A 20,950-nucleotide genomic window follows, 5' to 3' on the forward strand; every position below is an offset into this window, starting at 1 on the left:
CCCGTGCCCAACAGCCCGCACAAGGCCGCCTGGCTTGTGGGCACTTCCACAAAAACAAGTGAGCTCTATCAAGGCAGTTGATCAAACAGCAACACCCTCACCTATATGGCATCTGGCACGCTTGTCCCATCCCCGGCGGACCATTAGATTAGCCAATAGTCCTTGCGATCGAGAATAAGGAAAACGCATGACGCTCACCGACCAGTCCACCCAGGTACGCCCCGGCGAAGAACTCGACGCGGCTGTCATCGCCCCTTACCTCAAGGCAAACATCCCCGGCCTGGATGGCCTGCCGAGCATCAGCCAGTTCCCTGGCGGCGCCTCCAACCTCACGTATCTGCTCAGCTACCCGGGCCGCGACTTCGTGCTGCGCCGCCCACCGTTCGGGCAGAAGGCCAAGTCGGCCCACGACATGGGCCGCGAGTTTCGCATCCTCAACCAGCTGAACAGCGGCTTCCCCTACTGCCCCAAGGCCTATGTGCACTGCACCGACAGCAGCCTGATCGGCGGAGAGTTCTATGTGATGGAGCGGGTCAAGGGCGTTATCCTGCGCTCGGACATCCCGGCCGAGCTGGGCCTCGACGCCAACCGCACCGAGGCCCTGTGCAAGAGCTTCATCGACCGCCTGGTGGAACTGCACCAGGTGGACTACAACGCCTGCGGCCTGGCCGACCTGGGCAAACCGGAAGGCTATGTGCAGCGCCAGATCGAGGGCTGGACCAGCCGCTATGAAAAGGCCCTGACGCCCGACGCCCCTCGCTGGGAACAGGTGACTGCCTGGCTGCACGAAAAAATGCCCGCCGACCACCCGCGACCCGGCATCGTGCACAACGACTACCGTTTCGACAACGTGATCCTCGATGCCGACAACCCCATGCGCATCATCGGTGTGCTGGACTGGGAAATGGCCACCCTGGGCGACCCGCTGATGGACCTGGGCAACAGCCTGGCCTACTGGATCGAGGCCGACGACCCGGCGCCAGTGCAGCTGATGCGTCGCCAGCCGAGCAACGCACCGGGCATGCTCACCCGCCGCCAGTTCGTCGATTACTACGCCGAGCGCGCCGGCATCCGCCTGGACAACTTCGATTACTACTATTGCTATGGCCTGTTCCGCCTGGCCGGCATCGTCCAGCAGATCTACTACCGCTATTACCACGGCCAGACCCAGGACAAGCGCTTTGCCCAGTTCATCCACATGAACCGCTTGCTGGAGCAGATGACCTTGCAGGTCATCGCCAAGTCCAGCCTCTGAGCCCCGACCTCGACGACGGATAACAAGGAAAACAGCATGTCCAAGACCCACCTGTTCGACCTCGACGGCAAGATTGCCTTCGTTTCCGGCGCCAGCCGTGGTATCGGCGAGGCCATCGCCCACCTGTTGGCCCAGCAAGGTGCCCATGTGATCGTGTCCAGCCGCAAGCTCGACGGTTGCCAGCAGGTGGCTGACGCCATCATCGCCGCCGGTGGCAAGGCAACGGCGGTAGCCTGCCACATCGGTGAACTGGAGCAGATCCAGCAGGTATTTGCCGGCATCCGCGAACAATTCGGGCAGCTGGACATCCTGGTCAACAACGCCGCTACCAACCCACAGTTCTGCAACGTACTGGATACCGACCCGGGTGCTTTCCAGAAGACCGTGGACGTGAACATCCGGGGCTACTTCTTCATGTCGGTCGAGGCCGGCAAGCTGATGCGCGAGCATGGTGGCGGCAGCATCATCAACGTGGCGTCTATCAACGGGGTTTCACCCGGCCTGTTCCAGGGCATCTACTCGGTGACCAAGGCGGCAGTCATCAACATGACCAAGGTCTTCGCCAAGGAGTGCGCGCAGTTCGGGATCCGCTGCAACGCCCTGCTGCCAGGCCTGACCGACACCAAGTTCGCCTCGGCACTGGTGAAGAACGACGCCATCCTCAATGCCGCGCTGCAGCAGATCCCGCTCAAGCGCGTGGCCGACCCCAAGGAAATGGCCGGTGCCGTGTTGTACCTGGCCAGCGATGCCTCCAGCTACACCACCGGTACCGCACTCAATGTCGACGGTGGCTACCTGTCCTGATCAGGCTTTTACTGCAACCAGGGTGTAGCTCAGGGGCAGGCGTGCGGGCTGCTCGCGCAGGCGATATTCACCGTCGTCGCCCTTGACCATCTGCCCCGGCAGCGCCTCCCAGGGGATGCTCTGGTGCTCGACCAGGGCGGTCAGTTGCAGGCCGTGGGCCAGCAAGGCGCTGATCACCTCGCCCAGGCCGTGGTTCCACTCGTGGGTTTCGGTGTGGGAAAGGCGCTGCTCGGTTTCGACGTAGGTTTGGTCGTTGTGCCACACCGTCGGCTCTTCGTGTTCGAAATACGGGTATTCGAGTTGCAGGCGGTCCTGGTGGTCTTCGTTGACTGCCATCAGCATCGGGTGCCCGTCGCGCAGGAACAACCGCCCACCCGGCTTCAGCAGGGCCGCGACAGTACGCGCCCACGGCTCGATGCGAGGCAGCCAGCAGAGCGCGCCGATGCCGGTGTAGACCAGGTCGAACGTGCCGGCCGGCAACACCTTGTCGGCGGCGTAGACGTCGGACTCGACATACGCGATGGGTGCCGCACAGCGCTGGGCCAACGCACGCGCCTCGGCCAGCGAAGCCGCGGAATAGTCCAGGCCACAGACCTTGGCACCAAGGCGCGCCAGCGAGAGGGTATCGGTACCGATGTGGCACTGCAGGTGGACGGCGTTGAACCCGTCGATATTGCCAAGCAATGGCAGGTCGAAGCGTACGGTTTCGGAAAGGTGTTCGGGATGCTGGACGAGCCGTTCGACTTCGTAGTCGCTGGAAGCAGCGTGCAGCGGGGCACGTTCATCCCAGCTGGCGCGGTTGAGTTGCAGTGAGCGGTCCATGGTGTCTTCCTTGATTCGTGGGGGCTCATGCTAGCCCCCACCAATCTCCCTGCGACAGGACTGCCTTGCTAAAAATTGTAAAGCTGGCGCGGTCACTGTGGGAGCGGGCGCGCCCGCTCCCACCCGACCCCACAGAGCCCCTGCCAAGTCAACCAGCCATGTGAAGTCGCCAGCAGCTACAGGCAGGTCGCCGCCGCCGCCCGGCGCTGCAGGGCCACACCGTCGTTCTTCTGCGCGTAGTAATCCACCCGCGCCCCACCCACCTGCGGGTACACGTCCACGAACGCCTCGGCCTCACGGGTATACACGGTGAAGCCACCTTGCTTGCGTGGTTCCAGATAACCACTGGCGTCGTCGCCGAATACCTTCTCTTCCTGCCAGCTGAACTGGATGCACTGGGCCACCAGCTCTGGCGCCTTGTGCGAGTCGAGCTGCGCGGTCGGCTTGCCGCCTCGGGCCGTTTCCATGGTCGCAGAAGCACAACCGACCAGCATCAGCGCCGCGGCCATCGGCAGAATCGCACGCATGTTCCATCCTCAGGGTAAAAAAGAAGGCGACTCTAGCACTGGCAAGCATCGCGAGTGAATTGTCGCGCGCCGGTGACTATCGCAGGCAAGGCATGCCGCTCATCGCTGGCACGACAAATTTTTGCCTGCCAGCGAAACAAAATGGATCCTTTCCAGTCTCAGGGGGTGTGCCGTAAACCTTTGCGGATCAAGGACCTATATCGTGATGACCCGTCTTGCAAGCCTTTCGCTGATTGCTGTTGTCCTGCTGACTGCCGGGTGCCATAGCCATCGCTACCATGACGACGACGATGGCTGGCGTGACCGTGACCGTGACCATCGCCACCACCATCGGCATGACCGCGACGACGATGATGACGACTATCGTCGATATCGTGGTGACCGCTACTACCGCTGAAACGTCTTTTTCAACCCTGGCCCGCCGCCCATTGCGCGGCACCTTAACCTGATGATTCCTTTGAGGTTCGTATCATGCGTCTGACTCTGCCTTCCCTTGCCCTCGGCCTGCTGCTGTGCCAGGGCGCTTTCGCCGGTGACGGTACCGCCGCCATTGGCGGTGGCCTGGGTGGTGTTCTGGGTAACGTTGTCGGTCAACAGATCGGCGGCAAAACGGGGGCGGCCATCGGCGCCGGCCTCGGCGGCGCAGCCGGCAGTGCGGTAGGTGCACGCAAGGGCAACCGTACCGAAGCCGCCATTGGCGGTGGCCTGGGCTCGGCGGGCGGTTCGCTGCTGGGCGGCGCGGTGGGCGGCAAGACCGGCTCCACCGTGGGTGCCGGCCTGGGTGGTGCGGCCGGTGGTGCCATCGGCAACCACCTGGGCGACAACAACGGCAAGCACCACCGTCACCGCCACTGATTCCAGTGACAAAGGGGCCGCAATGCGGCCCCTTTTGTTTTAAACCCTGCAGTACATCAACACCCCCTTCAGCACAATCCGGCACACTGGCTGCTACTGTCTATCGTGCCCCCGTGTGAAGGAACACCCCCTCCCCATGAACCAAGAGCTGCTATGGGTCCTTGGCCTGCTGGCCATCGTCATCACCCTGTTCGTCATCAACCGTCCGCGCATGGACGTGGTCGCGCTGCTGGTGATCCTCGCCCTGCCGCTGTCGGGCATCCTCACCGTGGAGCAGGCGCTGGCCGGTTTCAGTGACCCCAACGTGGTGTTGATCGCCGCCTTGTTCGTGATCGGTGAAGGCCTGGTGCGCACCGGCATTGCCTACCGTATCGGCGAATGGATGAGCGAGCGGGCCGGCAACAGCGAGGCGCGCCTGCTGGTGTTGCTGATGGTAGCCGTGGCGGGGCTGGGTTCGATGATGAGCTCCACCGGCGTGGTGGCCATTTTCATTCCGGTGGTGCTGAGCATCGCTGCACGCCTGCAGCTTTCGCCCGCCCGCCTGATGATGCCGCTGGCTTTCGCCGGCCTGATCAGCGGCATGCTCAGCCTGGTGGCCACACCGCCCAACGTGGTGGTGCACAGCGAACTGGTACGCCATGGCGAAGCGGGCTTCAGCTTCTTCAGCTTCACCCCGTTCGGCCTGGTGGTGCTGGTGCTGGGCATCGGCTACATGCTGCTGACCCGGCACTGGCTGAATGGCGAAGTGCGCAAGGACGGCCGCGTGGAAAGCCGCCGCACCCTGCTGGACCTGGTGCTGGACTACAAGCTCAATGGCCGTGAACGGCGCCTGCGCATCCGCCCCCATTCACCGCTGATCGGTCATACCCTGGGCGAGCTGGAGCTGCGCACCCGGCATGGCGCCAACGTGATCGGTATCGAGCGCCAGCACAAGTTCACCACGCGGGTGATCGCCGCCGACTCCAGCACCGTGCTGCACCAGGGCGATGTGCTGCTGCTCGACCTGTTCGCCAACCGCGACGACCTGCGCAGCCTGTGCCAGACCATGCAGCTGGAGCCGCTGCACTTCAAGGCCGCCTACTTCATTGACCAGTCCCAGGAGCTGGGCATGGCCGAGGTATTGCTGCCACCAGGTTCGAAACTGCTCGGCAAGAGCATCCTCGAACTGGCCTTTCGCACTCGCTTCGACCTCAACGTTGTCGGCTTGCGCCGCGAGCAGGTGGCGATCGAAGAACAGCTGGTGGAAGAAAAGCTGCGCCTGGGCGACACCCTGCTGGTAGTCGGCCCGTGGAAAGCCGTGCGCCAGTTGCAAAGCAAGCCCAAGGACTTCCTGGTACTGAGCCTGCCCGCAGAAATCGACCTGGTCGCGCCCGCCCGCACCCGCGCACCACAGGCGTTGCTGAGCCTGGCGGTGATGGTCGGGCTGATGGTCAGCGGCGCGGTCCCCAATGTCATTGCCGCGCTGATCGGCTGCCTGCTGATGGGCGCAGGCCGCTGCATCGACATGAACAGCGCCTACCGGGCCATCCACTGGCAAAGCCTGGTGCTGATCGTCGGTATGCTGCCCTTTGCCCAGGCACTGCAGAAAACCGGCGGCATCGACCTGGCAGTGGGCGGCCTGGTCAGCGTGCTGGGCGGTGCCGGCCCCAGCGCCATCCTCGCCTGCCTGTTCGCGGTCACGGCGGTGATCGGCCTGTTCATCTCCAACACGGCCACTGCGGTACTGATGGCACCCGTGGCTGTCAGCACCGCCACGCAGCTGGGCATGTCGCCCTACCCGTTTGCCATGACCGTGGCGCTGGCTGCCTCGGCGGCCTTCATGACGCCGGTGTCATCGCCGGTGAACACCCTGGTACTTGGCCCGGGGCAATACCGCTTCGCTGACTTTGTCAAAGTTGGCGTGCCGTTCACCATACTGGTGATGCTGGTGACCGTGTTGATGGTGCCGTGGTTCTTTGGGCTGTAGGGTTTGGCCAGGAATGAAGGCAATTTGGCATTATCTCGACCGATCGCGGCAGATTGACATCAAGTCCCCTGACGAAACACACTTATGCGCAATTGCCCCAGGTGCTTCAAGCCGTTGTCCTGGATTTCGTTCCCGCCTTGCCGGTCGAGCCCATGGTTTTTCCAGCCCAATCGCGCTTGTTGCACTACGTCGTTCTACTCGGCCTGACCTTCGCCCTGACCCTGGGCGGCATCCTGGCCCGCCCGATCGAATCCCTGTCGCTGTTCTGGCCGGTCAATGCGGTCCTGGCTGGGGTGCTACTGCGCTACCCCCGCCAAGCCACGCTGACGGGCTTTACCCTGGTCTGGCTGGCCATGGTCGGCGCCGACCTGCTGTGCGGCAGCGCCTGGGTGCCTGCCCTGTGGTTCAACCTGTGCAACCTGGGCGTGGTGGTCACCCTCTGGCTGATGCTCTCGCGCTTGCCACGCCTGCACCGACGGATGCGTACTCCCCACGGCGTCCTCAGCGTGTTCGGCGCCAGTGCCGCCGGGGCAATAGTGGCTGCCAGCATGGCGGCGGCAGTGGCCGCGCCGTGGTTCGAACAGTCGTTGCGCGCCACCTGGCTGGCCTGGTTCAGTGAACAGTTCTCGACCAGCGTGCTGGTGCTGCCAGTGCTGCTGACAGCCCCTTCGGCACGAGCGCTGGTGCGCGGTGGCGCCCAGGCCATCCGCCTGGCGCCGTTGCTGGTGCTGCTGGCCTCGCTGGCGTTCAGCATTGCCTTCGGCGGCCCCGGGGCCATTGCCTTCCCGATTGCCGCGCTGCTGTGGTGCGCCTGGACTTACTCACCGTTCCTGGTTTCTCTGCTGACACTCACCGCTGGCAGCACGCTGATCGTGGCGGTGGCGCAAAACCTCATGCATTTCAGCGTGCCGCAAAGCGAGCCCGGAGTGACCACACTGATGTCGGCGCGCCTGGGCATCGCCATGCTGGTGCTCGGGCCGCTGGTGGTGGCCTGCGTCAGCCAGGCAAACCGCAGCCTGATGGCCCGCCTGGCGCATCAGGCCAGCATCGACCACCTCACCGGTGTGCTCACCCGCAGCGCCTTCACCCGCCGCGCCAACGCGCTGCTGGAAAGCCGCCAGCAACACGCCCAGGCGCTGCCGCTGACCCTGATGATGCTGGACATCGACCACTTCAAGTCGATCAATGATGTCCATGGCCATGCGGTCGGTGATCAGGTGCTGCGCCAGTTCGCCAGCACCCTGCAGGACCAGTTGCACGATGGTGAACTGTTCGCTCGCCTGGGCGGCGAGGAATTTGTCGTGGTCCTACCGGGCCTGGCGCCAGATCGGGCCAAGTTCACTGCCGAGCGCCTGCGCCGTGCGGTGCAGGACCTGCATGTGATGCAGGCCGGCCAGTCCCTGCAGATTACCGTCAGTATCGGCCTGGCCGGTTGTGCCGCCGACATGCCGGCCCCCACCCTCGATGAACTGCTGGCACGCGCCGACCAAGCGCTGTACCGCGCCAAGGCCCATGGCCGCAATCGCGTCGAACAGGCCGAGCCACAACGCCAGGCGATGTGAGCTAGCCACCCAGCAGGTCCCACGTCAACTTGGCGATCAGCACGCACAAGAGCACCAGGAACAACCCACGCACAAAGCCCGCGCCCTTGCGCACCGCCAGCCAGGTACCGGTCAGCGCGCCGAGGATGTTGCACACCGCCATGGGCAAGGCGATGGCGTACAGCACATTGCCTGATGGCACGAAGAACACCAGAGCCGCCAGGTTGGTAGCGATGTTCACCACCTTGGCCGATGCCGAGGCGTGCAGAAAGTCCAAAGCGAAGAAGCGGATGAACAGGAAGATCAGGAAGCTGCCAGTACCCGGCCCGAACAGGCCGTCGTAAAAACCGATCGCGCCACCGATCAGCACCGCCAGGCACTGCTCCTTGCGGCCGATCCTTGTGGGTTTGTGCAGCGTGCCGAAGTCCTTCTTGCAGAAGGTGTAGATGGCCATCAGCACGATCAGCACCAGCACCGCCGGGCGCATCACGCTGGGCGGCACCAGCGACACCGTGGCGGCACCGGCGAACGACATTACGAACGCACTGAGCGCTGCCGGCACGATCAACCCCCAGTCCAGCGTCACCCTGCGGATGAACGAACGCGCAGCGAAGGCCGTGCCACACACCGACGCCAGCTTGTTGCTTCCGAGCAATGCCGCCGGTTGCGCGGTGGGCAGCACGTTGAACAAGGCCGGGATCTGGATCAGCCCACCGCCACCCACGGCGGCGTCGATCAGCCCAGCGGCGAAGGCGAACACGGAAAGCACAGCGATATCCATCATGACGCGGTTCCAGGCAGTGAAGACGCCTGCAAGGCTAATCAAAGTGCCGCGCTTGTGTTGAAATGCCATATTGCGAAAACTGCAACGAGGAGCAGGCAATGGCATTGGACATGCTGCGGGAAATCCAGGCGTTCGTCAGCGTGGCGCACAAGCGCAGCTTCGTCGCCGCCGCCCGCGCCCTGGGGCGCTCCCCCAGCGCGGTAACCCGCGCGGTACAAACCCTGGAAAACAACGCCGGGAGCAAACTGCTCAACCGCAACGCCAATGCCGTGACCCTGACCGAAGCCGGCGAGCGCCTGCTGCCACACGCCGAACGCTTGCTGGATGTGCAACGTGATGCCGCCGACGAACTGGCCGCGCTCAGCGGCAGTGCACAAGGCTGGATCCGCTTCGCCGTGCCGCAGGTACTGGGCGAACATGTCCTGCCCCAGGTACTTGCCGAGTTTTCCCGCTGCCACCCCCAGGTAACCCTGGACGTGCAGTACAGCGACGGGGCCCTGGACCCGCTGCAAGGCAAGTTCGACTTCGTGGTGCGCGGTGCCTTCCCACAGTCGAGCGAGCTGATCGGCTACCCGCTGTGGGATTACCAGCGTCACCTGTATGCAAGCCCTGAATACCTGGCACTGGCCGGCACGCCACAACAACCCGAGGACCTCGAGGGCCACGCGCTGATCCTGCACACTGCCCCGCGCATCCTCAAGGCCTGGCACTTCTGCCGCGACGGCCAGATCACCAGCCTGCGCCCCAGGCCCAGGCTGCGCCTGGACTCAGGTGACGCGGTGTACCACAGCACCTTGGCCGGCGCCGGTATCGCCCGCCTGGCCGCCTGGGTCGGCGAAGCACAGGTCAAGGCCGGGCGGCTGGTGCGGGTATGCCCGCAGTACCGCCTGACCTCCAGCAACGGCCAGGACCCGCAGATGCATGCCGTGTACCCCGCCGGCGAGCTGCCGGCGCGGGTACGCGACCTGCTGGCAGCCCTGCGCCGCACCGGCCTGGCCTACTGAAACAACGCCCTGAAACGGCTGTTCAATTTCTGCTCAATTTAACAGAGCCCGCCGCGGGCTTGGCTTGCAGAACTTTATCCACAGACCTACCCACGTTTTTTGTGGACAGTTTTCCCAGTGCAAAGAATGACTTATCGTACAAATCGGTAGGGTGAATCGGCCAACAATGAAGAGGAATGGGCCCGCCCGAAGGACAGGCAGGCCGCGAGGGATAGGTGTGGTGAACGTCAGCTTGGCGGAATGGTGCCAAGGATACCGATCAGAATGGTCAGCAGCAGAAAACCACCCAGGAATAGCGCGAGCTTGCCCATTGGAACCTCTACAAGTGTGATGCGGGAATGGGCATATTGTCGGGCTTGGGCTGATACCGTTACAGATTCAGCTTTATGGAAAAAAAGCGGATCAGATGTGAGGCACCGGTTCTTTTGTGGGAGCGGCCTTGCTTCGCGAAAGGGCCGCAGGGCGGCCCCGGCAATCTTGAGGGATGCATCGAAAACCTGGGGCCGCTGCGCGCCCCTTTCGCGACACAAGGCGCCGCTCCCATAGAACTGCACATTACTCATTGAATTAGCAGGGGCCCTGTGGGAGCGGCTTCAGCCGCGAACACCGGCGCAGCCGGTGCCATGCACCGCGTTGGATTCTTCGCGGCTAAAGCCGCTCCCACCGGTACGCGGATTGCTTGCAATTTCAGTTATCTACGCGACAGCGCAGCCCAAAGGGCTGGGCCATCTCCCACAAGAGCGGCGCATCTGGTCCTTACGCGTGACAGCAATTTTTGCAGTCATCCACGCTGTGCTAGGGTCAAGCGCTCGAACCTGCCAGGAGTGCCATCCCTTCATGACCGCTTTCGCGACCAACGCTGCCTTGTTGTTGATCGACCTTCAGATTGGTATCCACCACCCGCGCCTGGGCCGGCGCAACAACCCTGAGGCCGAACTGTGTATAGGCGATCTGCTGGCTGCGTGGCGTCGGTCAGGACGCCCGGTGATCCATGTGCGCCACCTGTCCCGCTCGGTAGACTCGGTGTTCTGGCCGGGCCAGTCCGGTTGCGAATTCCAGCCCGCATTTACCCCACTGGCCAGCGAAACCGTGTTCGACAAACATGTGCCCGATGCCTTCGCCAACTCCGGCCTGGAGCGCTGGCTGCATGCGCGCAGCATCAACGCACTGGTCATCGCCGGGGTGATTACCAACAACTCCGTGGAATCCACCGCACGCTCGGCGGGCAATCTCGGTTTCGATGTGGTGGTGGTGGAAGATGCCTGCTTCACCTTTGACCAGCACGACCTGCAAGGCCGGCTTTGGCCGGCGGAGGATGTACATGCACTGTCGTTGAGCAACCTGGCTCTGGATTACGCGCGCATCCTGCGCACGGAGCAGGTTCTGATCGGTGACTCGCGTCAGGTCAACCGCTGAAGCTTCTGCGCAGGCAACCAGCCAACTCGTCATTGCCATGGCGGCGACACCAGACGCAGCCATTGAGCGGGCGCACCATCTGCACCTGCTCTTGGCGAAGCGGATGGGCGCAGATGCCCGATGTCTACCCGCCACTCGACCACCACCCTGCCACACCGTTTCAGCCGTACACTGCTCGCCTGTACCCTGCTGCCACCTGGCCTGCTGACGGCGGACATCACCACGGCTGCAGCACAGCAGCCCCAGCCAGCCGCTACAGCGGCGGATGACTTCGACCCGCTTAACAACTTGCCGCAGGAAGCGCCTCAGACATTCACCTAGGCGGTGGTGGATGCGGACCACCTGTAGCGCGCGGGGCGGCAATTGCTACATAAGGTTTCGAAAAGCACTGCAGCCTCTGGATCAATCCGCCTTGAGGGCCTGCATTGCCAAACACCTATCATCGCCACCTACCATGCGGGCTCAGGAGGGTTTGAAAGACATGATTTGAAACGCTGACTGTAGGATCTTTTACCGCGCAATGTAGGAAGAATCTATGTAGTGGGATTTGCCTGTATGAAACATCAGTTTCTCCAGCAAATTCGAACTGCTACGGTCCAGTTTTCCTACAGCGGCACGGAAGCCTACAGCATGAGAAAAGCATGGATCCGTTCAATACCTCGGCCCTGAAACTACAGAAGAATTTGCTTAACCTGCGCCTTGAGCGTGACCGCCTGAGAAGGGAGGGCAAGGACAAGGAGGCGGACGAACTCGCGGCACCGATCGAGCGGATAGAGGCAGCTATTCGTCAATTACCGGATGCCATGAAGCCACTGACCCTGCAATAAAACCTGCGGGAGCGGGCATGCCCGCGAAGAATGCAAATCGGTGTATGCCTCCGGCTGCGCCGGTGTTCGCGGCTGATGCCGCTCCCACAGATACAGTGCAGACCTCAAGCTTTCCAGCCTACGGATCCGATCTCCGCGCAGTTGTCAGTAATGCAATTTGGCTTGAGAGGCTGCGGCTAGCGCTCAGTAGCAAGCGAGGAGCTCGCCTCGGCGGGCTTTTTCGTGCCTGTAAGAATGGGATGAAGCCAGTTAAGTTGGAGCCTTGAGCCGATCAAACTGGTGATCCGGCTTAGGGCAAAGGTGACAAATTCGACGGGCACCAGGTTGCGGCGCTTGACCTCGTTACGCATGGCTTGGGCGTCGGCTTGCTCGCGAGTCAGGCGCAAGCGCTCCTGCAAAAGCTTCTGCTCGACAAGTGGGTCAATGTCCTCGCCGCCAAGTTGTTGCTTTCCGCTTTGGTGCTGCAGGCGGTTAGCCACCACCGAACGAACGTCGTAAAACGACTCGCGACCGATCTTGGCGACCGGCTCGACGCCCCATTTGTCAAAGGCTTGAACCGAAATCCCGAGGCTTTCGGCCATGCGTTTTTTGTTCAGCCAGAACGGCTGTCGGGTAATCGTTGGATTTGTCATGGACTAAACAACAACCAACCTCCGAATTTGAGTCATACATAGCGAAACGGCGGGGCCTGAATTACCCCCTAGCCCCGGTGGGTCCGGGAGGACCCGTTGCCGGGGGGCGGTGGGGGTGGGGTGCCCGCCGGCAGGGGTGCCGGGGGTCTTTCAGATCAGGTCGAGCCTATCGCGCCGTGCTCAGCGCATCGCGCAAGGCGGTGGTCAGCTCGGCGCGATATTGCGCCTGCACGATGTTCTCGCCGATCTTGAAGAACGGGAAAATCGTCCGGTACTGCGGGGCGCCGTCGGAGTAGATGAACGCCGGCTTGACGCCCTCACCGAAGGCCGAGGCCTTGCGCTCCCACATCCCCGCCTCGCCGTCGACCGCGCCGACAAAGTAACGCTCGGCATTGCCCTTGCACTGGCTGCGCTTGCTGCCGGTGGCGTTGGCCTGATAGCCACGGCCACCCTCAGCCGCGCCAAGCCCCGACAGGATGCGGGTCATCACCCCGCGCGAGACGTTGCCGTATTGGTTGAGCAGGCCCGGACTGGGGATCGCGTACTGCCCAGACTTCGTCAGGCCTTGCGCGATCAGCGATTTCTCGAAGCGCTTGTGCGGTCGCGGCCCACCCTGGACAGCCTGCTGTAGGTAGGCATCGGCCGGAATGCCGGTGGTCCACTGATCCTTGAACCAGACTTTCGCCCCGCGCTGCTTGGTCGCGGCCTGGGCAAACGGGCTTTTCATGGTGGTGGGCGTCGGCCGGTCGAGGCGCTGCACCATGACCTTGAGCATGCCCGGCTTCACCCGCTGGGTGGCCAGGCGCGTCTGCGCGAGCATCAGCGCATAGGGGATTTGCTTACGCTGAATGTCCGAGATTTCGCGAACCAGGGACACACTGTCAATATCGAGTTTCAGGTCGATCATGCAGCACCTCAAGTCACTTCTCGCTCTGGACTCCAGCGCGCTTGGCTAGGAACTGGGTATACAAGCCGCCTGCTCTGCGCCAATCACTGCAATTACGATTCCCAGACCTACGGCGAGATAAAGGTTGCTCCAGAGAGCCATTGCAAGCAGCAGCGTTGCCATACCGAGTAGTCCGGAAGCCAAAAAACGCAGAGCTACTCGCTGTAGTATCTGCTGGAGGCTCAGATCAGCACCCGAGGCGCGCAGCATCTCCCCGGACAAGCCAGCCATACTCAGCAGCACCAACAGCCACAGGGGCACATCAGCGAGCGCCTGATGCTCGTTGTTCATCTGCATTCCTCAAATTAGGTCGGCTCCTACGTCACCGGCATCCGCTAGGAGCGAGGAGCAGGCGTAGGGCCGAAAACGAAAATGCCCCGCACTATGGCAGGGTTTGTAATGGGCACAAAAAACCCGGCTCAGAGCCGGGTTCGAGAAAGCGTCGCGCTGCGTTCACAGCAACACACGCTGCTATAAAACCATAACTATTCCGCGCGGAAAAGGTTTTCTGTCCACCTTCCGAATTTCAGATCGGGGCGATAGCCAGATTCCAAACACAAGCACGTAGCAAGCTAATTTGGTCCCTAGAAGGTCGAACACCAAAGCGTTCGTAGTATTTCAAGTAGTCCGCACATTGAGCCAATGCGAAAGCCTCTCCGTGAAGCAGGTCATTTCTCATACGAAGAAGTAAACGACACCTTTCTTCTGCTTCCGCCACATCTTTAGCATGCCTCTCAACACCCTCTTTTATGCTCTGAGTGACGCGACCATTAACGCCAAATAATGCATCGAACGCGACACACAACTGCATAAACCTATCTCTCTCAGACTGCTTCCAAGCTGCACCACAGCACTCTAAAGCAACGGCCAGCCGCTTATCGCTCGAAGCTGCCCTCAGTACATTACGGACAAAATCCACCGCAGTGGTCGTTACCACAACAGGCGCTATTAAATGTGGCAATGGAGATGGAATTGTGCTGAAACTATAACTGCCCTGTCTAAGGACAAACAGGCCGTCGGGTTGCTTTGCACCAGAAATCAGCAAAGAATTTTTTAGCTCAAGGCCAAGAAACAGTGCTCCTGCTATGCGCCGAAGCATAGCTTCCCCATAAGTATCGTGAGTCGCAAAGCAGCCTAACCACGAATCATCCTTGAAAAGCGGGGTGATTTTGAAGTCATTGCGAAGAGGCGGGAACTGCCCAGAAATCACTTCGGTAGGTAGGAAATTAAACTTATCTGCCAACCCACCAAGATCTTTGTTCCAGGGCCACCAAACAAACGACGGCTCGTTTATCTCCTCCACGCAGGACAGTCCGGTCATCGGTATTAGATAAATGCACTCACTAAACTTCCTGTCTAGATAACTAGCAAAATCTGCCGAAAAATTCACGACCATTTCCTCAGAGACACGCTCCAGTACGGTTTTCTGAGGGTTTGAGACTGCTTCAAGTATTAGATTACCACCACCAAGATGGTTGATCTGCTCAATGAAATAGCCCCGAAGAACCTTGATTGCTTGGTCCACGGCACCATCAATTTTTCCGCCACAGGAACTTCGGAGGAGCTTTAGCGCCGCAATATTTCTGCGATCTAAGTCAACATAGAGTTCTAGCCCAAACCCACCACCGCCGTAATACTTTGAGCCAGCGCGAAATGACCATCGCGCACCAGGGGGAGAAAAATTTAGGCTCCCTAGAAAGACATTCATTACTTCCACAATTTCTGATGGACTTTCCATTTCCACGTCTAATTTCCTTTCCTGCTAGACTGGGAGTGTCAATAGATTAGAAAAATACTTAGGCTACCTGTCGCATTTCACTCACCGCACAATCGACCCAAGCAGCGCCCGCTCTGGCTAGCTCTCGGGCCTTACCTTCACTGAGGCCATAGTGCTTGCCAACTCGTACCATTGGCCATTTTGCGCCGTAGTATAGCCAGATGATATCGCCCATTTGCTGATCGCGAGCAGCAAGCCGAGCTACCGCATTGTCGATGGCAAGTGCCCAGTCGTCAGTAATGCAATAGTTCTTGCTCGCTGCAGGCTGCGGTACTGCCTGCTGCATCAGCGCGAAGGACGGCGAAGCGTAAATTGGCAGACCTGCCCCATCCAGCCGCCACCATCCCCACTGCTCCAGCAGATACTCGGTATCTCCCAACGGCCGACCTGCAGGCTTGCGGATCATCATGTTCTCAATCCCCTGTGTAATTTGTGCCACCCGCCCCTACCTGTTCCGCAACCGAACCACCAACGTCCGCTTCTCCCTGCGCGACCTCGGCGATGGACCAGTGCGCCGCAACGAGAAAATCCCCTCCTGCTCGTTCTTCTGCGAGATTGCAGAGGCCGACATCATCGCCAAGGCCTAACACGGAAATCACCATGACCACAGCAGTCGACCTGTTCGCCGGCCTCGGCGGATGGAGCACCGGCGCGCGCGCCGCAGGCGTCCAGGTTCTCTGGGCGGCGAATCACTGGCCTGATGCCGTGAAGTGGCATGCGGCCAACCACCCCAACACGCAGCACGTATGCCAGGACCTGCACCAGGCACGCTGGGAGCAGGTGCCGGCACACGACATCCTGCTTGCCTCGCCCTGCTGCCAGGGCCACGCCAAGGCCCGCGGCAAGAAGTCGGGCAACCCGGAGCACGACGTCTCGCGCTCGACGGCCTGGGCGCCGGTATCGGCCCTTGAGTTCCACCGGCCACAAGCGGCGGTGATCGAGAATGTTCCGGAGTTCACCGACTGGGTGCTCTACCCGGCCTGGTTGCAGGCAGTACAGGCGCTGGGATATCAGGCAGCACCGCATATCGTGGACTGTGCCGACCTCGGCGTGCCGCAGCACCGGGTGCGCCTGTTCATGGTCCTGACGCGCAGCAAGGCCCCGCTGATGCTGCAGCTGCCGCAGGAGCGACACGTGCCGGCAGCCAGCTTCCTCGACTTCGACGCTGGGCGCTGGTCACAGATCGAGAAGCCAGGCCGGGCCCAGGCCACCCTCGAGCGAGTGCGCAACGGCCGCCAGCACTTCGGCGACCGCTTCATCATGCCGTACTACGGCAAGGGCTCCGGCACCACAGGCCGCGACATCAACCGTCCGATCGGCACCATCACCACCCTGGACCGCTGGGGCCTAGTCGACGGCGACCGCATGCGGATGCTCAGCGCCGACGAGGCCTTAGCCGCGATGTCGTTCCCAGCCGACACCCTGCGCCCGGACAACCACCGGCTGACCATGCACTTGGCTGGTAATGCAGTACCGCCGCTGGCCGGGGAGCGCATTGTAGGAGCGTTACTGGAGGCTGCATGAGCCCCTCCTCAACGACCCTTACCGAAGGAATACCCTAAAGCAAGCGTTATAATTGGGAAAAAAATTCCCCAAACGTCTTTGAAAAGCGCAACAAGATCCCCTCCGGAGTCCATCGGGGCAAAATAGCTCTTCACGTAAATTGCGGAGCTTATTACACTGCCAACTATAAAACTCCAAACTATGACGATATATACAAATGTATCTTTTGCATTTTCTCCTGACCCAATAATCTTAGTATACACCCCTTCCGTCACTGCGCCTCCGCTTGGACCGGCCGCCTCAACTTTTGGACTGCCGCCACCAGAGGCACCGCTTTCTAGAGCTTCAACCGGAGCGTTTGAGATCAGAGGGGGATCTGGTTGTTCCCTTTCATTACGCAGGTCTTCTACGGACATCACTTAACATCCATCCACAGCGTATATTGGAAGGCGCGCACCTTATCACTGGGGTCAATCAGATTGGTAGTGTAAGTCATGTAAATTTTATCCTCCCCCATATTTGCTATGGAGAACGGCTTGTACACACAATCATCTAGAGTATTAGAGTGGTTATACAAAGTAATGATTAATTCATGATCTGCTCCGAGACTTGTTACATAACGCGACCCCCCGCCATCCATCTCGAACTTAATTACGCAGTACCAACCCCCTACGTTTATTTTGAATTCGTCCCCTGAAAAAACGACTGCGCCCGAGTAGACACTTCTTTTTCCAGACACTGTAACAAAGCAATCATGGTTAAACTTGACCATCACATCCTTCTCTTTCAATCGATACAGCTTAAACTAAAGCATAAATTACCATCTACCATAATAATCTAAAAGCTATTCAGCTACGGCGGTTTTCGGCTCAACGGACCCGACGATGCAAGCTCAGCCTCATCACCGCCCCTCCCTGCTAGATAACTGCCGCGACATGGCGGCCAAGGCCAACCCATGGAAATCGTACCGAGCACGACGGGCCGGGGCTTTGCCCTGCTCGAGTTTTCCGACCTTTACGGAGCGCGCTGCAGCGTACAGCTCAGCAGCCTGGTCGAGCCCGAGGCTATCTGGCTGGGCGTCGAGGATGCTGAGCCGAAGATCATGGCCAGCCAGGCGGCCGCCTTCGGCGTGGACACCAAAGCAGCAAACGGATGGGTGCCTTACCCAATCCCTGACCAGGTGCTGCTGACTACTCGCATGCACCTGAGCCGGGAACAGGTCGCGGCCTTGCTGCCGGTACTGCAGCGATTTGCAGCAACCGGCGAGGTGCGCATATGAGCGACTTGGTGAAGGTGACCGAAATGCCAGCCAGCGAGTTCCCGGCCTATCTGGACGGCATGAACAAGATGATGCGCGAATGGGCAAACCGGATTGGAAACAGGCCCCTGAATGGGCGGACTACTTGGCGATGGACGCCTGCGGCGACTGGTGGTGGTACGAGTACGAGCCAGGTAGAGCAGACGGCATTTGGTTCGCTGGGGTCGGCCAAGCTGAGGTAGTCGAATCGCAGCAGCCGCATTGGTCGAGAACACTGGAGCAGCGGCCATGACCGCCCTGATCGAAGTGAGGGTATCCAACCTGGTCGGCGAGGCCTTGGGCTGGGCAGTAGGCAAGGCTGAAGGCCTGGACCTGCAGCTGGCACCGCCGGGCTACAACGGCGTGCCGTGGCGCGTGTTCGCTCGTTACCAGGGTCAAGCCATCGAGCACACCAAGCGGTTCAACCCTTGGGAAGACTGGGCAGTAGGCGGCCCGTTGATCGATAAGCACAATGGCGCCGCACAGCACATCCCTGGCCTTCCTGAGGATATCCGCTGCGCTGGTGGACCTGCCGATGCCGGATGGCGTTACGGTCCAACAGCTCTTGTCGCGTTCTGCCGGGGCCTCGTCAACCACAAGCTCGGCGATACCGTCCAGGTGCCGAAGGGGCTGATAGTCGACAGTCAGTAGTGCACATCCCAATAAAAAGAGGCGAGCGCATAGAGCAACCCAAGTGCAACAGCAGAAACGAATACGGCAAGCGCCAGCCCGATAGTCCAGATATACGGGTGATGCTCAGTCTTGGTGCCAGCCAGGGCCTTGGAAAACCATTGTACGACCCCGTACAGAACTCCAATCGAAAGAAGCACGCAAATAATCGCAGACACGCTCTTGAATCCGATTTCAACCACGCCAGCGTCAGCGAAGCCACCAAGCTTGGACATCCCAGCGAGCGAGACACCAGTAAGCGTAGCAATCGAACTGGCGATGCTAAGAGCGTCAGACCACCTCACATCCACATCCTTTCAAGTCAAAACGCCAGTATCCCACATCTGGCCCCACCGCCCACCACACAAGCCTGCCGATATGCGCGGGCATGGAGAGCTATTGCCATGATCATCGACGACGTGATGACGGACAAAATCACGCTCCACGGCCTGGGCTTCGTCCAGGTTCAGCTGCAAGGCGAACAGCGCCTACACGTTTGGCACCCACAACTGCCCCGCCGCAGCTGCTTCGAGCACTCGGCGATCCACGACCACCGCTTCAGCTTCGTCTCGCGGGTGCTTGTAGGCGAACAGATCAACCACCGCTATGAACCACTTCGCCAAGCCGAAGGTGAATTCGTCCTGTACCTGCATGAGGGTAAGCGCCAGGCGGGCGGCGGCCGACCATGGACGCCAGATGGGCGGGCCGACATGGTGCACGAAGGTACTGACCAGATCTACGCCGGCGGCGAGTACCGGACAGGCGCGTATGACTATCACCGCACCGAGCCAGGCGGCGACGGCCGGGTCGCCACAATCATGCAGAAGCGAGACGAATACCCGCGCGGCGCCCACTCCACCTGCCGATACGGCGTGCAACCGGAGACCGACTTCGACCGTTACCAATGGCCCGCCGCCCGACTCTGGGAAGTCGTGCGCGACGTGCTGCTGGCCTGACCACCAACCTGCCGCCACCGGCGGCGTGGAGACCATCCCATGGAAACCGAGATCCTTTCGGACGAAGAGCTGGCCGACCTGACCGGCTACAAGGCCAGGGGTTGGCAACGCCGCTGGCTCAACGAACGCGGCTGGCACTTCGTCGAGAGCCGCGGCGGCCGTCCCCTGGTGGGTCGCCAGTACGCCCGCATGAAGCTGAGCGTAACCCTTGAGGTGGTGACACTGACGCCACCTCCACCGCCAAACGTCCCCGCGTGGACACCCGATGTTTCGAAGGTAAGGTGATATGCGCCCCAGGAAGACGGAAAACAGGGATCTGCCGCCAGGCATGTACCGACGCAAGCGCACCAGCAAGAGCAAAAAGAACCCGGGCAAGGAATGGATCAGTTATTTCTACTTGGACAAGTCAGGGAAGCCTATACCGCTGGGCACCGACTTGAGCCTGGCCCGACTGAAGTGGGCCGAGCTGGAGGCGAAGGAAAAACCGAAGGACCTGCTTACCATGGGTGCGATCTTTGATCGGTACGAGCGAGACATCATCCCGAAGAAGGCGCCACGCACCCAGAAGGACAAGTTGGCTGAGATTCGCCAGTTGCGGACGTACTTCGAAAAAGCGCCCATCGACGGCGTCACGCCGGCGCAGGTTGCCCAGTACCGAGACGCTCGAAGCGCAAAGGTCCGAGCCAACCGCGAGATCGCCACCCTCTCCCACATCTTCAACATCGCTCGGGAATGGGGCTGACAAGCCGAGAGAACCCGTGCCAGGGCGTGCGCAAAAACAAGGAAGTACCCCGCGACTTCTACGCAAACGATGCAATCTGGAAGGCCGTTTACGCGAAAGCGGTGGATGAACTGAAGGTTGCCATGGATTTGGCGTGTTTGACAGGCCAGCGTCCTGCAGACGTGCTGGTGATGAGGCGGGACGACATCGAGGACAAAGCCCTCGGCGTGAAACAGAAGAAGACCTACAAGAAGCTGCGCATCATGCTTGAAGTGGATGGGGTGGAAAGCGGCCTGGGCACTCTGATCAGGAAGATTCTGGAGCGCAACTCCAGTCACGGCTCCCCGTACCTCATTCTGACCGATTCAGGCAAGCGGGTCACGGCCGCCATGCTCCGCCATCGCTGGGACGATGCCAGGGAGGACGCAGTGAAGGAAGCAGTTGCCGCCGGTGACCAGGTCCTGGCCGGCCGTATCAGCCAGTTCCAGTTCCGAGATATCCGCCCTAAAGCGGCCTCGGAAATCACCGATGTCGACCACGCCAGCGTGTTGCTGGGGCACACGAAGGGCGACATTACCGAGCGGGTTTATCGTCGAGTTGGAGCCTTGGCGAAACCCACCAAGTAGCAAAGTATTGTCAGCGCTGACA

The 20,950-nt window shown here is 60.9% G+C and carries 28 protein-coding genes and 1 pseudogene; 17 read left to right on the forward strand and 12 right to left on the reverse strand.

Going from position 1 to position 20,950, the window contains the following annotated elements; translation table 11 throughout:
* Window positions 1–187 precede the first annotated feature (187 nt).
* Both ACLCGK_RS15450 and ACLCGK_RS15455 read left to right on the forward strand, forming a co-directional pair.
* Entirely contained in the window at window positions 188–1,255 is a 1,068-nt protein-coding gene (locus ACLCGK_RS15450) for a phosphotransferase family protein (protein ID WP_061551182.1), read from the forward strand.
* A 36-nt stretch (window positions 1,256–1,291) separates the two neighbouring features.
* Entirely contained in the window at window positions 1,292–2,059 is a 768-nt protein-coding gene (locus ACLCGK_RS15455) for an SDR family oxidoreductase (RefSeq protein WP_410952325.1), read from the forward strand.
* Here the strand turns inward: ACLCGK_RS15455 and ACLCGK_RS15460 are convergent, their stop codons facing one another.
* On the reverse strand, window positions 2,060–2,881 hold the full coding sequence (locus tag ACLCGK_RS15460) for a class I SAM-dependent methyltransferase (RefSeq protein WP_410952326.1): 822 nt from the start codon (window positions 2,879–2,881) through the stop codon (window positions 2,060–2,062).
* 176 nt (window positions 2,882–3,057) lie between these two features.
* Complete coding sequence (locus ACLCGK_RS15465) at window positions 3,058–3,408, reverse strand: hypothetical protein (RefSeq protein WP_015270907.1); 351 nt, start codon at window positions 3,406–3,408, stop codon at window positions 3,058–3,060.
* A gap of 205 nt (window positions 3,409–3,613) precedes the next feature.
* On the opposite strand from ACLCGK_RS15465, the gene ACLCGK_RS15470 reads away from it, so the two are divergent.
* The 4 genes from ACLCGK_RS15470 to ACLCGK_RS15485 all read left to right on the forward strand — a co-directional run bounded on the left by ACLCGK_RS15470 (window position 3,614) and on the right by ACLCGK_RS15485 (window position 7,791).
* Complete coding sequence (locus tag ACLCGK_RS15470) at window positions 3,614–3,805, forward strand: hypothetical protein (protein WP_003257401.1); 192 nt, start codon at window positions 3,614–3,616, stop codon at window positions 3,803–3,805.
* Between the two features lie 74 nt (window positions 3,806–3,879).
* Window positions 3,880–4,263 (forward strand): glycine zipper domain-containing protein, encoded by a 384-nt coding sequence (locus ACLCGK_RS15475; protein ID WP_013973215.1) that lies wholly within the window; start codon window positions 3,880–3,882, stop codon window positions 4,261–4,263.
* Between the two features lie 136 nt (window positions 4,264–4,399).
* Window positions 4,400–6,229: an SLC13 family permease gene (locus tag ACLCGK_RS15480; protein ID WP_039614496.1), complete on the forward strand. Its 1,830-nt coding sequence runs from the start codon at window positions 4,400–4,402 to the stop codon at window positions 6,227–6,229.
* Between the two features lie 137 nt (window positions 6,230–6,366).
* Window positions 6,367–7,791 carry a GGDEF domain-containing protein gene (locus ACLCGK_RS15485; protein WP_061304096.1) on the forward strand — a complete coding sequence of 475 codons (1,425 nt, stop codon included), beginning with the start codon at window positions 6,367–6,369 and terminating at the stop codon, window positions 7,789–7,791.
* A 1-nt stretch (window position 7,792) separates the two neighbouring features.
* Here ACLCGK_RS15485 and ACLCGK_RS15490 read toward each other — a convergent pair whose 3' ends face one another.
* Entirely contained in the window at window positions 7,793–8,554 is a 762-nt protein-coding gene (locus tag ACLCGK_RS15490) for a sulfite exporter TauE/SafE family protein (protein ID WP_023662099.1), read from the reverse strand.
* 98 nt (window positions 8,555–8,652) lie between these two features.
* Between ACLCGK_RS15490 and ACLCGK_RS15495 the strand changes: the two genes are divergently transcribed.
* A complete protein-coding gene (locus ACLCGK_RS15495; protein WP_410952327.1) occupies window positions 8,653–9,558 on the forward strand; it encodes a LysR substrate-binding domain-containing protein in 906 nt (301 codons plus the stop codon).
* 227 nt (window positions 9,559–9,785) lie between these two features.
* On the opposite strand, the gene ACLCGK_RS15500 is transcribed toward ACLCGK_RS15495, so the two are convergent.
* Window positions 9,786–10,121: a hypothetical protein gene (locus tag ACLCGK_RS15500; RefSeq protein WP_410952328.1), complete on the reverse strand. Its 336-nt coding sequence runs from the start codon at window positions 10,119–10,121 to the stop codon at window positions 9,786–9,788.
* 274 nt (window positions 10,122–10,395) lie between these two features.
* Between ACLCGK_RS15500 and ACLCGK_RS15505 the strand changes: the two genes are divergently transcribed.
* From ACLCGK_RS15505 to ACLCGK_RS15515, 3 genes are all read left to right on the forward strand, one after another.
* Window positions 10,396–10,974: a cysteine hydrolase family protein gene (locus tag ACLCGK_RS15505; RefSeq protein ID WP_410952329.1), complete on the forward strand. Its 579-nt coding sequence runs from the start codon at window positions 10,396–10,398 to the stop codon at window positions 10,972–10,974.
* Window positions 10,975–11,094: 120 nt separating this feature from the next.
* Window positions 11,095–11,295 (forward strand): hypothetical protein, encoded by a 201-nt coding sequence (locus ACLCGK_RS15510; RefSeq protein WP_013973221.1) that lies wholly within the window; start codon window positions 11,095–11,097, stop codon window positions 11,293–11,295.
* 320 nt (window positions 11,296–11,615) lie between these two features.
* Window positions 11,616–11,801: a hypothetical protein gene (locus ACLCGK_RS15515; protein ID WP_280044273.1), complete on the forward strand. Its 186-nt coding sequence runs from the start codon at window positions 11,616–11,618 to the stop codon at window positions 11,799–11,801.
* 176 nt (window positions 11,802–11,977) lie between these two features.
* Here the strand turns inward: ACLCGK_RS15515 and ACLCGK_RS15520 are convergent, their stop codons facing one another.
* The 5 genes from ACLCGK_RS15520 to ACLCGK_RS15540 form a co-directional block, all read right to left on the reverse strand.
* Window positions 11,978–12,433 carry a terminase small subunit gene (locus ACLCGK_RS15520; RefSeq protein ID WP_410952330.1) on the reverse strand — a complete coding sequence of 152 codons (456 nt, stop codon included), beginning with the start codon at window positions 12,431–12,433 and terminating at the stop codon, window positions 11,978–11,980.
* A 166-nt stretch (window positions 12,434–12,599) separates the two neighbouring features.
* Window positions 12,600–13,340 carry a hypothetical protein gene (locus ACLCGK_RS15525; RefSeq protein ID WP_410952331.1) on the reverse strand — a complete coding sequence of 247 codons (741 nt, stop codon included), beginning with the start codon at window positions 13,338–13,340 and terminating at the stop codon, window positions 12,600–12,602.
* Window positions 13,341–13,385: 45 nt separating this feature from the next.
* The gene (locus tag ACLCGK_RS15530) at window positions 13,386–13,670 is read right to left on the reverse strand and encodes a phage holin family protein (RefSeq protein ID WP_410952332.1); all 285 of its coding nucleotides are present in this window, start codon (window positions 13,668–13,670) and stop codon (window positions 13,386–13,388) included.
* A 235-nt stretch (window positions 13,671–13,905) separates the two neighbouring features.
* Entirely contained in the window at window positions 13,906–15,123 is a 1,218-nt protein-coding gene (locus ACLCGK_RS15535) for a hypothetical protein (RefSeq protein WP_410952333.1), read from the reverse strand.
* 52 nt (window positions 15,124–15,175) lie between these two features.
* Window positions 15,176–15,565 carry an antiterminator Q family protein gene (locus ACLCGK_RS15540; protein WP_410952334.1) on the reverse strand — a complete coding sequence of 130 codons (390 nt, stop codon included), beginning with the start codon at window positions 15,563–15,565 and terminating at the stop codon, window positions 15,176–15,178.
* Here ACLCGK_RS15540 and ACLCGK_RS15545 point away from each other — a divergent pair.
* Together ACLCGK_RS15545 and ACLCGK_RS15550 are read left to right on the forward strand one after the other, a co-directional pair.
* Window positions 15,564–15,743 (forward strand): hypothetical protein, encoded by a 180-nt coding sequence (locus tag ACLCGK_RS15545; RefSeq protein ID WP_410952335.1) that lies wholly within the window; start codon window positions 15,564–15,566, stop codon window positions 15,741–15,743. The two genes, ACLCGK_RS15540 and ACLCGK_RS15545, sit on opposite strands and share 2 nt — an antisense overlap.
* 13 nt (window positions 15,744–15,756) lie before the next feature.
* On the forward strand, window positions 15,757–16,680 hold the full coding sequence (locus ACLCGK_RS15550) for a DNA cytosine methyltransferase (RefSeq protein ID WP_410952336.1): 924 nt from the start codon (window positions 15,757–15,759) through the stop codon (window positions 16,678–16,680).
* A gap of 8 nt (window positions 16,681–16,688) precedes the next feature.
* Here the strand turns inward: ACLCGK_RS15550 and ACLCGK_RS15555 are convergent, their stop codons facing one another.
* Together ACLCGK_RS15555 and ACLCGK_RS15560 are read right to left on the reverse strand one after the other, a co-directional pair.
* A complete protein-coding gene (locus ACLCGK_RS15555) occupies window positions 16,689–17,075 on the reverse strand; it encodes a hypothetical protein (RefSeq protein ID WP_410952337.1) in 387 nt (128 codons plus the stop codon).
* Entirely contained in the window at window positions 17,075–17,431 is a 357-nt protein-coding gene (locus tag ACLCGK_RS15560) for a DUF6864 domain-containing function (RefSeq protein WP_410952338.1), read from the reverse strand. The genes ACLCGK_RS15555 and ACLCGK_RS15560 overlap by 1 nt, the downstream gene beginning before the upstream one ends.
* Window positions 17,432–17,614: 183 nt before the next feature.
* Here ACLCGK_RS15560 and ACLCGK_RS15565 point away from each other — a divergent pair, with 183 nt between their 5' ends.
* Window positions 17,615–17,938 carry a hypothetical protein gene (locus ACLCGK_RS15565; RefSeq protein WP_028697921.1) on the forward strand — a complete coding sequence of 108 codons (324 nt, stop codon included), beginning with the start codon at window positions 17,615–17,617 and terminating at the stop codon, window positions 17,936–17,938.
* Window positions 17,939–18,205: 267 nt separating this feature from the next.
* Window positions 18,206–18,607 (forward strand): phage protein NinX family protein, encoded by a 402-nt coding sequence (locus tag ACLCGK_RS15570; RefSeq protein ID WP_410952339.1) that lies wholly within the window; start codon window positions 18,206–18,208, stop codon window positions 18,605–18,607.
* Here ACLCGK_RS15570 and ACLCGK_RS15575 read toward each other — a convergent pair.
* On the reverse strand, window positions 18,601–18,930 hold the full coding sequence (locus ACLCGK_RS15575; protein ID WP_410952340.1) for a hypothetical protein: 330 nt from the start codon (window positions 18,928–18,930) through the stop codon (window positions 18,601–18,603). The genes ACLCGK_RS15570 and ACLCGK_RS15575 overlap by 7 nt on opposite strands.
* A gap of 99 nt (window positions 18,931–19,029) precedes the next feature.
* Between ACLCGK_RS15575 and ACLCGK_RS15580 the strand changes: the two genes are divergently transcribed.
* From ACLCGK_RS15580 to ACLCGK_RS15590, 3 genes and pseudogenes are all read left to right on the forward strand, one after another.
* Window positions 19,030–19,581 carry a hypothetical protein gene (locus tag ACLCGK_RS15580; protein WP_410952341.1) on the forward strand — a complete coding sequence of 184 codons (552 nt, stop codon included), beginning with the start codon at window positions 19,030–19,032 and terminating at the stop codon, window positions 19,579–19,581.
* A gap of 39 nt (window positions 19,582–19,620) precedes the next feature.
* Window positions 19,621–19,866, forward strand: a complete 246-nt coding sequence (locus tag ACLCGK_RS15585) for a DUF4224 domain-containing protein (protein WP_410952342.1) — start codon at window positions 19,621–19,623, stop codon at window positions 19,864–19,866.
* Between the two features lies 1 nt (window position 19,867).
* A pseudogene (locus ACLCGK_RS15590) lies at window positions 19,868–20,928 on the forward strand (tyrosine-type recombinase/integrase).
* The last annotated feature ends 22 nt before the right edge of the window (window positions 20,929–20,950 follow it).

The sequence above is a fragment of the Pseudomonas sp. S1(2024) genome (assembly GCF_046557535.1).

Bases quoted from the DNA above. Each gene is read 5' to 3' on its own strand.
- ACLCGK_RS15450 (WP_061551182.1), top strand. From the start codon at position 188: ATGACGCTCACCGACCAGTCCACCCAGGTACGCCCCGGCGAAGAACTC.
- ACLCGK_RS15455 (WP_410952325.1), top strand. From the start codon at position 1,292: ATGTCCAAGACCCACCTGTTCGACCTCGACGGCAAGATTGCCTTCGTT.
- ACLCGK_RS15460 (WP_410952326.1), bottom strand. From the start codon at position 2,881: ATGGACCGCTCACTGCAACTCAACCGCGCCAGCTGGGATGAACGTGCC.
- ACLCGK_RS15465 (WP_015270907.1), bottom strand. From the start codon at position 3,408: ATGCGTGCGATTCTGCCGATGGCCGCGGCGCTGATGCTGGTCGGTTGT.
- ACLCGK_RS15470 (WP_003257401.1), top strand. From the start codon at position 3,614: ATGACCCGTCTTGCAAGCCTTTCGCTGATTGCTGTTGTCCTGCTGACT.
- ACLCGK_RS15475 (WP_013973215.1), top strand. From the start codon at position 3,880: ATGCGTCTGACTCTGCCTTCCCTTGCCCTCGGCCTGCTGCTGTGCCAG.
- ACLCGK_RS15480 (WP_039614496.1), top strand. From the start codon at position 4,400: ATGAACCAAGAGCTGCTATGGGTCCTTGGCCTGCTGGCCATCGTCATC.
- ACLCGK_RS15490 (WP_023662099.1), bottom strand. From the start codon at position 8,554: ATGATGGATATCGCTGTGCTTTCCGTGTTCGCCTTCGCCGCTGGGCTG.
- ACLCGK_RS15495 (WP_410952327.1), top strand. From the start codon at position 8,653: ATGGCATTGGACATGCTGCGGGAAATCCAGGCGTTCGTCAGCGTGGCG.
- ACLCGK_RS15500 (WP_410952328.1), bottom strand. From the start codon at position 10,121: ATGAGTAATGTGCAGTTCTATGGGAGCGGCGCCTTGTGTCGCGAAAGG.
- ACLCGK_RS15505 (WP_410952329.1), top strand. From the start codon at position 10,396: ATGACCGCTTTCGCGACCAACGCTGCCTTGTTGTTGATCGACCTTCAG.
- ACLCGK_RS15510 (WP_013973221.1), top strand. From the start codon at position 11,095: ATGTCTACCCGCCACTCGACCACCACCCTGCCACACCGTTTCAGCCGT.
- ACLCGK_RS15515 (WP_280044273.1), top strand. From the start codon at position 11,616: ATGGATCCGTTCAATACCTCGGCCCTGAAACTACAGAAGAATTTGCTT.
- ACLCGK_RS15520 (WP_410952330.1), bottom strand. From the start codon at position 12,433: ATGACAAATCCAACGATTACCCGACAGCCGTTCTGGCTGAACAAAAAA.
- ACLCGK_RS15525 (WP_410952331.1), bottom strand. From the start codon at position 13,340: ATGATCGACCTGAAACTCGATATTGACAGTGTGTCCCTGGTTCGCGAA.
- ACLCGK_RS15530 (WP_410952332.1), bottom strand. From the start codon at position 13,670: ATGAACAACGAGCATCAGGCGCTCGCTGATGTGCCCCTGTGGCTGTTG.
- ACLCGK_RS15545 (WP_410952335.1), top strand. From the start codon at position 15,564: ATGTTCTCAATCCCCTGTGTAATTTGTGCCACCCGCCCCTACCTGTTC.
- ACLCGK_RS15540 (WP_410952334.1), bottom strand. From the start codon at position 15,565: ATGATGATCCGCAAGCCTGCAGGTCGGCCGTTGGGAGATACCGAGTAT.
- ACLCGK_RS15550 (WP_410952336.1), top strand. From the start codon at position 15,757: ATGACCACAGCAGTCGACCTGTTCGCCGGCCTCGGCGGATGGAGCACC.
- ACLCGK_RS15555 (WP_410952337.1), bottom strand. From the start codon at position 17,075: ATGTCCGTAGAAGACCTGCGTAATGAAAGGGAACAACCAGATCCCCCT.
- ACLCGK_RS15560 (WP_410952338.1), bottom strand. From the start codon at position 17,431: ATGGTCAAGTTTAACCATGATTGCTTTGTTACAGTGTCTGGAAAAAGA.
- ACLCGK_RS15565 (WP_028697921.1), top strand. From the start codon at position 17,615: ATGGAAATCGTACCGAGCACGACGGGCCGGGGCTTTGCCCTGCTCGAG.
- ACLCGK_RS15570 (WP_410952339.1), top strand. From the start codon at position 18,206: ATGACCGCCCTGATCGAAGTGAGGGTATCCAACCTGGTCGGCGAGGCC.
- ACLCGK_RS15580 (WP_410952341.1), top strand. From the start codon at position 19,030: ATGATCATCGACGACGTGATGACGGACAAAATCACGCTCCACGGCCTG.
- ACLCGK_RS15585 (WP_410952342.1), top strand. From the start codon at position 19,621: ATGGAAACCGAGATCCTTTCGGACGAAGAGCTGGCCGACCTGACCGGC.